The organism is Collinsella aerofaciens, assembly GCF_018785265.1.
Lineage (GTDB): Bacteria > Actinomycetota > Coriobacteriia > Coriobacteriales > Coriobacteriaceae > Collinsella > Collinsella aerofaciens_AI.
On the sequence record NZ_WQPK01000003.1, the window covers coordinates 42232 to 54975 of the forward strand.

Here is a 12744-nt window from a genome sequence, read left to right on the forward strand (position 1 = left end):
TGTCGAATGGAAACGGTGCCGCAATCTTGGAAACGGCGCGGCAACGGGCGCGAAACGGACGGGAAATACGCGAGCAAGGGAGCCGTGAGCGCGCCCGTCCCGACTAGCGCCGAAACAGCTCGTGGGCGCGGTCGCGAAGATTAGTTGCTCGAATGACACCTTCGTAGTGATTGATGCGCAGACGCGGGAAGGCGTTAAAGAAGCGTAGGTCGCGGCGGCTGAGTGACACGCTCGGCACCGGACGGCTCATGCGCTTGCCGGCAAGGCGACGACTGAGCGACGGACGCGGCATGCTCGGCGCGGCATCGGCCACGCGGCGGGCGACAAGCGCCAAGCCGCGAGCGCCGTCCGCGATAAACGTCGGCATCAAAGCCTTCTCGCGCAGGGCATCGAGCGCGGCGTCACCCAGCTCGGCGAGCCACGCGTTAACGGCACGGCTACGAATATGCGTCTGTGCCACCGAGTCAATCGTCGAATCGGGAATGCGCTCGAGCATTGAGTCCGAGGCATCGGCAAGCGACTCGTTGATACGGTCGGCAAGGTCGGCACGCACACGCTCCAGCTGATCGGACAGGCGACGCCAGCTGGCCAAAGAGCACGCCGCGTCGACCATCATCGCGACCGCGACGATAAAGGCGGACAGCCGCACAATCAGCACCGGCAGATGGCCAAGCAGCCCCAGCAATGCCGGCTCCACTAAATGGCAAATGCACAACGCACCCAAGCCAAACGCGCAGGCCCAGTACAGGCAGATACGTCCGTGCAGGTTAAACGGCAGGTGCGAATAGTCCCAAAAGCGAGCGCCCGTTGTTTTTTCCAATAGAAGGCCCACACTGTACTCGATTACGCTGCATACAAGCGCCGCGGCGACAAACTGGCTCGGGGCATCCGGAATCCCGCGCAGCAAAAGCCAGCAGGCTATGCCGCCCACACCATAGATAGGGCAACACGGTCCCAGCAAAAAGCCGCTGTTGGCAAATCGTCCGTGATTGAGCATGGCGCATACTGTCGACTCCCACGCCCAGCCGCAAAACCCGTAAAAGGCAAACGAGAGCACCAGTGCCGAAAGCGGGCAGGCGGCAAGCGTTGCGCCGCCAAACGCCATGTCGATCGCGGTTTCCACCGTCTACCCTCTCCTCTTTTCGCTCGATTCTTTGCTCACGCTATCGTCCGCCTCGTCCTTGCGCCGCAGGCGACCGGCGACCGTCTCGCGCAGGGCACACCATTTATCGGCCAGGCACACAATCCATGCCTCACGACACGTCGGCGGCACCGGCACCAGCGGAAACATATGCCGCACGATAATATTCCGCTCTCGCGGCGTCAGCTCAAAATCTTCCTCGGCACGCGCCAGGGCAAAAAACGGATGTCGAAATCCGTGCAGTCGATGGCTCGGGTCGGGGTCGTGCCAATCATAGAGAAAGTAGTCGTGCAGCAAGGCCCCGCGCAGCAGCGAGGCACGGTCGATCGAAATGCCAGCACCGCCCAAGTGCTCGGCAAAGGACAGACTTGCCCGTGCCACCGAGGTCACATGTGCATAGACCGTCACGTCGCCATGCTGGATAAACTCGCGCGTCAGGTCCAAGCGGCCCGCCTGGGCGAGCTGGCGGGCGGCATCGTCGACCTCGTGCGCGATTTTCTCGGCACGAACGGCATCGGACATGCTGCCTCCTTCCAGCGGCTCACGGCGGCAAGCCACGGCCTGCACGTATTGAAAAAATCATCATCGAATCTATCAGTATGGCATCGGACAAAACGTTTTGCCCCACCAGTTGTCGAATTACCGCGCCGCCGTCACATATCAAACGCCAAAATGTGCGAGACTGTCTTGTGCAATTGTGTCGGCCGAGGGAGCGCCGGCGCTCGATTCGCATGGAGTAACCCACAACGATGCTGCTTACGCAAACGACAACGCCCGAGGACGTCAAGGCTCTCGACCGCGCCGAGCTTCCGCTGCTCTGCGGCGAGATTCGCCACGCCATCCTCGAAAGCTCCGCCGCTGTCGGCGGACACGTTGCCCCCAACCTGGGCGTCGTTGAGCTTACGGTTGCGCTTCATCGCGTGTTTAACTCCCCTATCGACAAGATTGTCTTTGACGTTTCGCACCAGACCTACGCCCACAAGGCGCTGACCGGGCGCGCGTATACCTATATCGATCCGGAACGTTTTGGCGAGGCTTCTGGCTTTGCCAATCCCGACGAGTCCGAGCACGACCTGTTCGCCATGGGCCATACCTCCACATCGGTGAGCCTGGGCTGCGGCTTGGCACACGCCCGCGATCTGGCGGGCGACAGCTACAACGTCATCACCATCATTGGCGACGGCTCGCTTTCGGGCGGCTTGGCGTTTGAGGGCTTTAACAATGCCGCCGATCTCGACAGCAACCTGATCATCATCGTCAACGATAACGACCAGTCCATCGCCGAAAACCACGGTGGCCTCTATCGCAATCTGGCCGAGCTGCGCACCAGCAACGGCACCTGTGAGCGCAACGTTTTCCGCGCGATGGGACTCGACTACCGTTATTTGGACGCCGGCAACGACGTGTTGGCCCTGGTCGACGCGCTGCAGGAACTGCGCAATATCGATCATCCCATCGTGCTGCACGTCTCCACCGCCAAGGGCAAGGGCTTTGAGCCGGCCCAGAGCGACCCCGAACGCTGGCACCACGTGGGTCCGTTTGACATGGCGACTGGGCGCAAGCTTTGCCCGGGCCATCCGAGCGAGCCCGCGCCGCGCACCTATGCTGACATTACGGGCGAGGCGCTCAGCGCCGCCATCGAGCGCGATCCACAGGTCGTTGGCATCACGGCCGCCACGCCCTACATTATGGGCTTTACACCCGAGCTTCGCGCTGCCGCCGGCAAACAGTTCGTCGATGTGGGCATTGCCGAGGAGCACGCCGTGACCTTTGCCACCGCGCTTGCGCGCTCGGGCGCCAAGCCAGTCTTTGGTGTGTACGGCACGTTTTTGCAGCGCGCCTACGACGAGCTGTGGCACGACCTGTGCCTCAACGACGCCCCCGCAACCATTTTGGTGTTTGGTGCGTCAATCTTTGGCACCACGTCCGAGACGCACCTCTCGTTCTTTGATATTTCCATGCTGGGCGGTCTTCCCAACATGCACTACTTGGCGCCGGCCTGCATGGAGGAATATCTGTCCATGCTGAGCTGGTCGCTCGACCACCGCGAGCATCCCGTGGCAATCCGCGTACCGGGCATCGGCCTGGTGAGCCGTCCCGACCTTGCGCCCGCCGAAGACACCGACTACAGCGCCGTTCGCTATAACGTGGTGCGTCAGGGCCGCGACGTTGCCGTGCTTGCGCTCGGCGACTTCTTTGAGTTGGGCGAGCGCGTGGCAAACCGCTTGGCCGCCGAGTACGGCATCGAGGCCACGCTCGTCAACCCGCGCTTTGCAACCGAGCTCGATCGCGAGTTCCTCGACAGCCTTGCCGCCGAGCATCGCGTTGTCGTCACCCTCGAGAACGGCGTCTTGGACGGCGGCTGGGGTGAGCGCGTGGCATGTTATCTGGCATGCACGCCGTTGCGCACGCGCACCTTCGGCATCGCCAAGGGCTTCCCCGACCGCTACGACCCCAACGAACTGCTCGCTCAAAACGGCATGACGGTCGAGAACATGGCCGCCGAAGCCGCAAGACTACTCAACGAGTAAGAAAACCTCCGCAAGGGAAGCATCCCTGCGGAGGTTTTTGTTTTCGCGACGCGATTATCTCAATCTGTAACATCCAGGGCCCGAATTCCCGTCTAACTGTTACAGATCTAGACAAGACGTCTTAGTCCCTGACCTTTGTCTCAATCTGTAACAGATAGAGACCTTTTAGCCATCCAGATGTTACAGATCGAGACATTCGAATTCCCCTGAAGTGAAAATCTCGATCTGTAACAGGTAGAACCCATTTCCTCGTCTAACTGTTACAGATTGAGACAAAGCAGCGAGACAGGCCACCACATCTGCAAGAACCACCACAAAGGTGCCTGTCCCTTTTTGGTAGGCAGAATAACCCATAAGGTAAGTATGTTTCTGAGTTATTTCGTGTTGACCCATTTGAGCGCGATAGGGTATAACTCTACTCAACCGCTAGGGATTTTATTGAGAAAGGTGTTCTACCATGAGCAAGAACCTCTCCCAGCAGGTCGTTCTCGACCGCCGCGGCTTCGTTGCCGCCACCTTCGCAACCGTCGCCGGCCTTGGTCTTGCCGGCTGCTCTGACACCAGCGCCGAGGCCGACAAGGGTTCCGCCGCCGGCTCCTCCAAGAGCTCCGAGGATACCGAAGTTTCCGCCACGCTCGATGCCAAGGCATTCGACAAGCTCGTCGACAACGGCCCCAAGGCCGATGACGATGCCATCGCCGCCAGCACCTGGGCCACGGCTGTCAAGGACGCCGGCGTCTTTAAGATCGGCGGCGTTCAGACCTCAACGCTCTTCTCCCTCCTCAACGAGAAAGACGGCCAGACCCGCGGCTTCGATGCCGGTATCGCACAGCTCCTGTCCAACTACATCCTGGGCGAGAACAGGGTCGAGATCACCCAGGTGACCTCGGACACGCGAGAGTCCGTCCTGCAGAACGGCCAGGTCGACGCCGTCTTTGCCACCTACACCATCACTGACGAGCGCAAGAAGCTCGTCTCCTTTGCCGGTCCCTACTACTACACCCAGCAGGCTATCCTGGTGCTCGCCGATAACGACGACATCAAGAGCGTCGACGACCTGGCCGACAAGAGCGTTGCCGTCCAGTCCGGCTCCAACGGCCCCGCCATCCTGGAGGAGCTCGCTCCCAAGGCCAGCCAGCAGGAGTTCAAGACCGACGAGGAGGCCCGCCAGGCACTCCAGCAGGGCCGCGTTGACGCCTACGTCATCGATAACAACATGCAGCAGAGCGCCCTGGTCCGCGAGCCTGGTAAGTACAAGATCGCCGGCAAGCCCTTCGGCAGCAAGGAGCCCTACGGCATCGGCCTGCCGCTCGATTCCGACGGCGTCGCCTTTGTCAACGACTTCCTTAAGAAGATCGAGGACGACGGCACCTGGACCGAGCTGTGGCAGATCTGCATCGGCGACCGTACGGGCGACACCAATGTTCCCGAGCTGCCCGAGATCGGCGCCTAGGCAGCGGGCCTGGTAACGGCCGCAACGAAACCATACGGAAACGCATGATGCGCTTTATTGCGGTAAACTGTTTCCTCACTGAGTTGTCGGGGCTTCCGTACACACGGGAGCCCCTTTCCTTATCGGCGGGAGGTCCGCATGAGTCTCTCCGAACTCTGGTCGCTCTATGGCCAGAACTATATCGACGCGCTGCTAGCAACCTGGGGCATGACGCTTGAGTCGTTTGCCATCGCCATGGTACTGGCCGTCGCCGTCACCGTGATGCGCGTGTCGCCGCTCAAGCCACTGCGCGTCTTTGGCGACCTGTATGTCCAGGTCTTCCGTAACATCCCCGGCATCGCGCTGCTCATCATCGTCGTCTATGCGCTGCCGCCGCTCAAGGTCGTTCTGCCCTACCGCACCTGCGTTATCGTCGCCACGGTCCTTTTGGGCTCGGCCTTTGGCTCCGAAAACTTTATGAGCGGCATCAACACCGTCGGCGTCGGCCAGGTGGAAGCCGCCCGCTCGCTCGGCATGAGCTTTAACCGCATCCTCGCCAAAATCGTGATTCCGCAGGCGCTGCGCTCGAGTGTGCTGCCCATGACCAACCTCTTTATCGCCGTCATGCTCACCACCGCGCTCGGCAGTCAGGTGCCGCTTAAACCGCAGGAGCTCACCGGCGTGGTGAGTTTCATCAACACGCGCTCGCTCGGCGGCGTCGCCGCGTTCTTTATCTCGGCGCTCGGCTACCTGGGCACGGCCTTTGTGGTGAGCCACATTGGCAACTACATCGATAAGAAGGTGAGGATCCTCCGATGAGCAAGCACTCCTCCCCTGCGCTTACCATGCGCGATGCGCTCTACGAGGCTCCCGGCCCCAAGATGCGCGCCAAGATTCGCATCGGCACCGCCATCTCGCTTGTTGCCGTCGCCGCGCTCGCCGTCCTCGTGCTGCAGCGCTTTTATGTGACCGGCCAGCTTTCGGTCCACTATTGGTATTTCTTTACGCACCTCACCACTTGGAAGTTCCTGCTTGCCGGCTTTGAGGGCACCGTTAAAGTCGCACTCACCGCTGGCGCCATCGCGCTGGTGCTGGGCTTAGCCCTTATGCTCGGCCGCACCAGCGGCATCAAGCCGCTGCAGCTGGTCTGCCGCGTGCTCACCGATTTCTTCCGCGGCGTGCCGAGCCTTCTGTTCATCTACTTCTTCTTTTTGGTGCTGCCTCAGTACAAGATTTCGCTGCCGTCGTTTTGGATGCTCACGCTCCCTGTCGCGCTCGCTGCGGCCGGCGTACTTGCCGAGATCTTTCGCGCCGGCGTCAATGCCGTGCCGCGCGGCCAGGTCGAGGCGGCCCAGGCGCTCGGTCTCTCCAAAGCTAAAATCACCTTTAAAATCGTGTTGCCGCAGGCGATTCGATTTATCATTCCGTCGTTGATTTCGCAGCTCGTGGTCGTAGTCAAAGACACCACCGTCGCCTATGTGGTGAGCTACCCCGACCTCATGCAAAATGCCCGCGTGCTCATTACCAACTATGATGCACTCGTATCGGTCTACTTGGTGATCGCGGTCATCTACATCCTCATCAACGTCGCGATTAACAAGGCCGCTGTCTATGTTTCGCACAAGACCGGCGCGACCATCATCCGCTAACGCTTTACCATTTCGAGTCATAAGGAGCCGAGCACCATGGCACAGAGCACCTCTTCCACCGGCAATCAGCCGCTGATCGAGCTCAGACACGTCGATAAGCACTATGGCGACCTGCACGTTCTCAACGACATCAATCTGTCGGTCGATCGCGGCGAGGTCGTCGTTGTGATCGGCCCCTCGGGCTCGGGCAAGTCGACCATGTGCCGCACCATCAACCGCCTGGAAACCATCGACTCGGGCGAGATCCTCATCGAGGGCGAGCCCCTGCCGCAGGAAGGCAAGGACCTTGCCCGCATGCGTGCCGAGCTGGGCATGGTGTTTCAGCAGTTCAACCTGTTCGCACATATGACCGTACTGCAGAACGTCATGCTGGGACCGGTCGATGTGCTGGGCGTCTCCAAGGACGAGGCCCGCAAGCGCGCCATGGACCTGCTGAGCCGCGTGGGCGTGGCCGAGCAGGCCGACAAGGTGCCCGCACAGCTCTCGGGCGGCCAGCAACAGCGCGTAGCCATCGCCCGTTCACTCGCCATGCAGCCCAAGGCCATGCTCTTTGACGAGCCCACAAGTGCGCTGGACCCCGAGATGATCAATGAGGTGCTCGAGGTCATGGTCCGTCTGGCCCAGCAGGGCATGACGATGATCGTCATCACGCACGAGATGAACTTTGCCCGCCGCGTGGCCGACCGCGTCGTGTTTATGGCCGACGGCCAGATCGTGGAAACCGGCACGCCCGACGAGTTCTTCGACCACCCCCAGACCAAGCGCGCCCAGGACTTCCTCAACTCCATCAAGGGCCACTAACCCAATTGCCACGCGGGCAAATTCATCAGTAACGTTTGCTCCGCGCCACCCCTGTGCCATGTCCACCCGGATTCGAAAGCTACGCCCATGATCGGAACCCGCACCTCATCGTCCTACACTCCGCACGTCGACGTCGATCCCGCCGACCGTCCGCTCATCCTGGTCGCACCACGCTGGGAAGAAGCGAAACCCTATTTGAGCGAGACGCTCTCCCCCAACGAGGAGATTGCGAGCGTCTTTGTCGATGCCATCCTTGCCGCCGGCGGCCTGCCGCTGCAGATGTCCATCACCGAGGACATTGAGGTCATCCGTCATTACGTCGATATCGCCGACGGCATCGCCATTCCCGGCGGCCCCGATGTCAATCCCAAACGTTGGGGCGATGATCGACCCTACGACCCCACCCTCTGCTGCGAGATCCGCGATAGCTTTGAGTTTAAGCTGGTCGGCGAGGTGCTCCGCGCCAAAAAGCCGCTCTTTACCACCTGCCGCGGCACGCAGTTGCTCAATGTCGCCACCGGCGGCACCCTGTGCATGGACGTGCCAAGCCTGGGCGCGCGCGAGGGCCGCACGCAGTGGCGCCATACCCACGTGCTCAACGACCCCGTGCATCCCGTCGAGGTCGTGCCGGGCTCGTTGCTGGAGCGCGCGCTTGGCGGGCACAGGCTTATCCAGACCAACTCCGCACACCACTGCTGCATCGATCGTCTGGGTAAAAGCACGCGCTTGGTCGCCAAGGCAACCGATGGCGTGCCCGAGTGCATCGAAGTCGAAGGCCAACCCTTCTGCCTGGGCGTGCAATGGCATCCCGAGTACACCTGGCAGACGCTCGAAACCGACTTTAACCTCTGGAAGTCGTTTGTCGAGGCCGCGGCCAAGGTAAAGCAGGCTCGTTAGCTCGCGAACCACACAGGCTAAAGCTACCCATACAGGGGGGGACACCAACTACGGTGCCCGCCCATTACAGTCTGAAATAGGCCATCGATAAATTTCGATGGCGAGCATTCGGCGCATTGCCTACGATACGGGCAAGCCCCGAGGGGCCGCCGATCGGGCGCCTCCGGATGGCCGTCTGCCCCTGCCCCGTAGAGGGCCCGGGGGGTGTTGCCACCGGGGGCGCTCGCCGCTCCGGACGACTGATAGGAAACTGCCGGGCGAAAGCGCCACGGCCAGGTAATGTGGGTGTCGCGGGGAGGGGTTCCGATCGGCCTACCGATTGGAGGATACCACCGTGGCACCAATTAGAATGCCGGAAGCCGTCATCGGGCTCGATGTCGGGAAATCGTCCCACTGGGCATGCGTCGCGACTCGAGATGGCGAGGTGCTGTTGAGCGCCCCCGTCGCGAACAGGGAGGACGACCTGGACTCGCTGTTCGGCCGCTTCCCCGATGCGCTCGTGGTCGTCGACCAGTCGCGCAACATAGGCGCCCTCGCGCTCGCCCGCGCCAGGGCGGCCGGGATGTCGGCGGCGTACCTGCCGGGACTCGCGGCGCACGGGGCCGCCAGGCTCTTCGCCGGCGACGCCAAGACCGACGAGCGAGACGCGATGGTCATCGCGAAGACGGCGCTTGGCATCCCCGACGCGCTCCTGCCGGTCGGGGATCCGGGCCCGACGGTCGCGGCGGCGAGGGCGCTGGCCGCCCAGAGGAACTTCCTGACCTGCGAGAACACTAGGAATAAGAACCGGCTGCGCAGCATCCTGCTGGAATCGTGCCCCGCCTTCGAGGCGCTGGTCGACCTGTCCGACGGGCCCCAGCTGAGGCTCATGGCATCCCTCGGCGGGGCCTGGTCGGTAGCCGACTGACGCCGGGCCCCGCAGGGCGGCGGCGCTCACGCGTGGGGCGGCGCGCGGTAAGATCGAGGCCCTCGTCCGCTCGACAACCTCCTCGACAAGGCCGGATGCGTCGGTCGTCGCCGCCGAGGACCGGGCGGTGAAACTGCTCGCGCACAGGATATCCGAGAACTCGGCGGAGATCGAGGCGATCACGGCGGAGATCTCCGCCCTGCTCGAGGGCGACGATACCTACCGATGCCTCCTGACGGTGCCGGGCATCGGGCCCAAAACCGCTTCCGAGCTTGCGATCTCCATCGACATCGAAGACTTCCCCAGTCACGACAGGCTCGCGTCGTACTGCGGCCTGGCGCCGCGCAACCGCCAGTCGGGAACCTCGATCTCCTCGGTGACGGCATCGCGCCAAGGCAACAAGAGGCTGAAGAACCTGCTCATATTCTCATGTAACTGCCTTACCCGGACAGAGGGGAGATGGGGCGACTACTACACCAGGTGCCGGGAGCGGGGCATGTCGCACGGCAAGGCGCTCAAGGCGCTGGCGCGAAAGAGACTGAAGGTCATCTACGCGGTCATGCGAGACAGGGTGCCTTACGCAGCCTAGCCGAAACGCACCGAGCAGACTGAAGCCCACCGGCCTAATGGCTAGGCGTCAGCATGCCGCGATTCGGTCGCACGGAGAGCATTTCCCAGTTGACAAAACTATAGGAACACCCCCCTGTATTTGATATGCTAGGCCCACTAACCCGTCAGGCAATTTCAATCACCTCATCGCATGCCGAAATAAGCACAGGGTCATGCGTAGCGATGAACGTGATATGTCGCCCCTTTCTTTCCTTAAGGATTTCGATAAACGCCTGCTTGCTCTGACTGTCAAGTGCAGATGTCGGCTCATCAAACATCATCACGTCCGGGTTTTTCAGCAGCTGGCGAATTATCGCTATTTTTTGTTTCTCCCCCCCTGAAATGTTGTTCTGCTTATCGTCCAGCTCGACATCAAGTCCACCACTTGAATCGACCATCTTTTTAAGCCCCATTCTCTCAATGAGACTCTCAAGGTCACGCTCTTCAGTGCTTCTGCAGCAAAGAGTTAAATTGTCCCGTATCGACCCCTCGGTCAGGGGCGGCTCCTGCTCAGTAATCCCGATATTGCGCTTCCGCAGCGCATAACGGTCCAGAGAGCTCAGGGGCTTGTCGTTAATCCAAATATCACCCTTGCAGTTTTCTGGATCGCAACCGCTTATCACATCCAGCAGCGTGCTCTTACCGGAACCGTTCGGCCCAACGATTCCGTATACCTTTCCTTTTTCCAAAGAAGCTCGAATGTCTCTGAACGCGGTTTTTTCAGACCCAGGATAGCTATACGCCAGCTCGGAACAGCTCACCTCGTAAACATCGGCGAGGATAATGGCCCCATTTGAGTCCTCTGGCATGTCCAGCAAGCGCCGCAAACGCTCGTAGGATACTTTTGACGTTTGATAGTCCTTGCCCAGCGCAAGGAAGAATTCAATAGCCGAAGAATAATAGGAGTAATAGCTTAGCGCCGTCATAAGATAGCCGGGCAGCAAATTGCCGTCGAGAACTTCCTTTGCGCCCAGGATCAAGATTCCACCCTGTGCCAAAGATGTGACGACAGTGTTGGCAAACGTAAAGGTCGCATTAATTTGCTGGTTCTGATAAACGCAACGATATAGCTCTGCAAAAGAGTGCTCAAGCCTTTGCTTGAAAACCTCGAATAGAACATGTCTGCGGATAAATTGTGCGTTGCTAAGCTGCTTCTCCAGATCGGAAAAGAATCGAGCCTCCTGCTCTTGAGCCTCGAAACTTCTTGCGAACAAACACTTTTTGAAAAGCGAATAGACCGCGCCACCTATTATGCCAAGAGCCATACACAGCATTGCCAGGTGACCGTTTATGGTCGCCAGGACAACAAACACCACAAGCAACGTCACTATATTGCTCACGCTTTGGACACTAGCGTTTATAACAAATATCACCAAATCGTTAGCGTCATGATTAATCTGTTGGTTGTAATATGAGGCATCAAAATTAGAAAAGAAGGCCCGTGGTAGCCTTTGAACGTGACTTATCACCTCTTCATTCAATGCAAATCCCACATGTGTTTGCAGATCGACATAGACCAGCTCACTGACGCAATTCAAACCGGCTCGCACAATACCCAGTGCTGCTATCCCAGCGCCGATGGCGATTGCGCTTTCCCCATCTCGCGCGACACCGACAAAGTTGTTGACCAGTTGTCCCGTCAGAAAAGGAATTGCGAGACCAACCATAAGCGAGAGCAGGCACATTAGAAGATAGGTTATATACTTTGGATTCTTGATTATTGTTCTTGCGCAGAGATTAAACATGAGCTGAATCCAGTTCCGAAAGCAATCGCTGAGCCTTCTCGGTCAAAATCATTCGTTGGCGCACCTGATACCTTTGAGATACGCACTGTTTTGACCCTCCATGAAGAGCGTGATTAGGGCAACCTCCCATGCATGAGGGATAGGCAAAACACTCTTCACACTCATGATCGCTCGGCTCATAGTTTAGCCATTGGACCAGCTGAGCATTCATCCTCGGCCCTTCGGCAAGCGTACCGACGCAGCGTTCACGCATCCCGATTTCGTCCCAACATTTATAAAGATAGCCCTCCGGATCCACTACAAACGACCCTGCACAAACGGCGCCACAAATAGCCGGATCAAAGCGCACCGTCAGGTCAACGTAGAACCCCCTATCAACTGCATGACTATAAAAGTCCAGCTCTTCCCGAGAAAACGCCTCCATCGAAAAACAACTACTGTCACTTGGGCACGTATCGTTAATATTGTCGACAGGCGCCAGATAGAATCCAACCTTGTTTTTAAGGCCCTTTTCCTCGAGTGCATCCAGCAAATCGCCAGCACCGGCAATGTTATGGGCATCGACATTGCACCTGATAGAAATATCCAACAGATGCGTGACTTTAGAAACGTTGTCTAGAATCGCATCGTACGTCGGCTGTCCGTTCCGCAAGAACCGTCGAGAATCGTGGTCCTTTCGAGACCCGTCCAAGGTTATTTGAGCCATCTTGACGTCACAAGCCGCGAGAGTCTCGGCCACTTCTGGCGTCAGAAGATATCCATTTGTAACGATGGATGCCGAATAGGAGCACTCTGGATTAAGGATCGCCTTTATACGCTCCGTAAGCCGCTGAATTTTATCGACTTGCAGCAACGGCTCTCCACCATACCAACCGATCTCAAGCTCGCTCAGCCCCCGTGAACGCTCCTTCACGAATGAGACAAGCCGGTCTTCAACCTCCGGAGTCATTGTCGTTGTTAGCGCCGGAATAATTTAGCCAAATATAGTCGGCCGAGATTGACCAATCCCGGCCGACCCATTTTAGCCAACAC

At 59.3% G+C, this 12744-nt stretch carries 12 protein-coding genes; 8 read left to right on the top strand and 4 right to left on the bottom strand.

Features of this window, described 5'->3' with window-relative positions; all coding sequences use genetic code 11:
• Window positions 1-103: 103 nt before the first annotated feature.
• Both GPK42_RS00540 and GPK42_RS00545 read right to left on the bottom strand, forming a co-directional pair.
• Window positions 104-1123, bottom strand: coding sequence for a putative ABC transporter permease (locus tag GPK42_RS00540; RefSeq protein WP_338404303.1), 1020 nt, complete (start codon window positions 1121-1123; stop codon window positions 104-106).
• A 3-nt stretch (window positions 1124-1126) separates the two neighbouring features.
• Window positions 1127-1663 carry an HD domain-containing protein gene (locus GPK42_RS00545; RefSeq protein ID WP_215692769.1) on the bottom strand — a complete coding sequence of 179 codons (537 nt, stop codon included), beginning with the start codon at window positions 1661-1663 and terminating at the stop codon, window positions 1127-1129.
• A gap of 227 nt (window positions 1664-1890) precedes the next feature.
• Between GPK42_RS00545 and GPK42_RS00550 the strand changes: the two genes are divergently transcribed.
• From GPK42_RS00550 to GPK42_RS09960, 8 genes are all read left to right on the top strand, one after another.
• Window positions 1891-3672, top strand: a complete 1782-nt coding sequence (locus GPK42_RS00550; RefSeq protein WP_215692771.1) for a 1-deoxy-D-xylulose-5-phosphate synthase — start codon at window positions 1891-1893, stop codon at window positions 3670-3672.
• A gap of 457 nt (window positions 3673-4129) precedes the next feature.
• On the top strand, window positions 4130-5125 hold the full coding sequence (locus GPK42_RS00555; protein ID WP_215692773.1) for a glutamate ABC transporter substrate-binding protein: 996 nt from the start codon (window positions 4130-4132) through the stop codon (window positions 5123-5125).
• Between the two features lie 138 nt (window positions 5126-5263).
• Window positions 5264-5923 carry an amino acid ABC transporter permease gene (locus GPK42_RS00560; RefSeq protein WP_215692775.1) on the top strand — a complete coding sequence of 220 codons (660 nt, stop codon included), beginning with the start codon at window positions 5264-5266 and terminating at the stop codon, window positions 5921-5923.
• Window positions 5920-6753 (top strand): amino acid ABC transporter permease, encoded by an 834-nt coding sequence (locus GPK42_RS00565; RefSeq protein ID WP_215692777.1) that lies wholly within the window; start codon window positions 5920-5922, stop codon window positions 6751-6753. Before GPK42_RS00560 ends, GPK42_RS00565 begins: the two co-directional genes overlap by 4 nt.
• A 36-nt stretch (window positions 6754-6789) precedes the next feature.
• The gene (locus tag GPK42_RS00570) at window positions 6790-7554 is read left to right on the top strand and encodes an amino acid ABC transporter ATP-binding protein (RefSeq protein WP_275950413.1); all 765 of its coding nucleotides are present in this window, start codon (window positions 6790-6792) and stop codon (window positions 7552-7554) included.
• A gap of 87 nt (window positions 7555-7641) precedes the next feature.
• The gene (locus GPK42_RS00575; RefSeq protein ID WP_055286831.1) at window positions 7642-8451 is read left to right on the top strand and encodes a gamma-glutamyl-gamma-aminobutyrate hydrolase family protein; all 810 of its coding nucleotides are present in this window, start codon (window positions 7642-7644) and stop codon (window positions 8449-8451) included.
• A 334-nt stretch (window positions 8452-8785) separates the two neighbouring features.
• The gene (locus tag GPK42_RS09955; RefSeq protein WP_338404304.1) at window positions 8786-9358 is read left to right on the top strand and encodes an IS110 family transposase; all 573 of its coding nucleotides are present in this window, start codon (window positions 8786-8788) and stop codon (window positions 9356-9358) included.
• Between the two features lie 127 nt (window positions 9359-9485).
• Window positions 9486-9947, top strand: a complete 462-nt coding sequence (locus GPK42_RS09960) for a transposase (RefSeq protein WP_338404305.1) — start codon at window positions 9486-9488, stop codon at window positions 9945-9947.
• Between the two features lie 145 nt (window positions 9948-10092).
• On the opposite strand, the gene GPK42_RS00585 is transcribed toward GPK42_RS09960, so the two are convergent.
• Together GPK42_RS00585 and GPK42_RS00590 are read right to left on the bottom strand one after the other, a co-directional pair.
• On the bottom strand, window positions 10093-11712 hold the full coding sequence (locus tag GPK42_RS00585) for an ATP-binding cassette domain-containing protein (RefSeq protein WP_215692779.1): 1620 nt from the start codon (window positions 11710-11712) through the stop codon (window positions 10093-10095).
• Window positions 11705-12661, bottom strand: coding sequence for a radical SAM/SPASM domain-containing protein (locus tag GPK42_RS00590; protein ID WP_275950414.1), 957 nt, complete (start codon window positions 12659-12661; stop codon window positions 11705-11707). Before GPK42_RS00590 ends, GPK42_RS00585 begins: the two co-directional genes overlap by 8 nt.
• Window positions 12662-12744: the final 83 nt, after the last annotated feature.

Bases quoted from the DNA above. Each gene is read 5' to 3' on its own strand.
- GPK42_RS00545 (WP_215692769.1), bottom strand. From the start codon at position 1,663: ATGTCCGATGCCGTTCGTGCCGAGAAAATCGCGCACGAGGTCGACGAT.
- GPK42_RS00550 (WP_215692771.1), top strand. From the start codon at position 1,891: ATGCTGCTTACGCAAACGACAACGCCCGAGGACGTCAAGGCTCTCGAC.
- GPK42_RS00555 (WP_215692773.1), top strand. From the start codon at position 4,130: ATGAGCAAGAACCTCTCCCAGCAGGTCGTTCTCGACCGCCGCGGCTTC.
- GPK42_RS00560 (WP_215692775.1), top strand. From the start codon at position 5,264: ATGAGTCTCTCCGAACTCTGGTCGCTCTATGGCCAGAACTATATCGAC.
- GPK42_RS00565 (WP_215692777.1), top strand. From the start codon at position 5,920: ATGAGCAAGCACTCCTCCCCTGCGCTTACCATGCGCGATGCGCTCTAC.
- GPK42_RS00570 (WP_275950413.1), top strand. From the start codon at position 6,790: ATGGCACAGAGCACCTCTTCCACCGGCAATCAGCCGCTGATCGAGCTC.
- GPK42_RS00575 (WP_055286831.1), top strand. From the start codon at position 7,642: ATGATCGGAACCCGCACCTCATCGTCCTACACTCCGCACGTCGACGTC.
- GPK42_RS00585 (WP_215692779.1), bottom strand. From the start codon at position 11,712: ATGTTTAATCTCTGCGCAAGAACAATAATCAAGAATCCAAAGTATATA.
- GPK42_RS00590 (WP_275950414.1), bottom strand. From the start codon at position 12,661: ATGACTCCGGAGGTTGAAGACCGGCTTGTCTCATTCGTGAAGGAGCGT.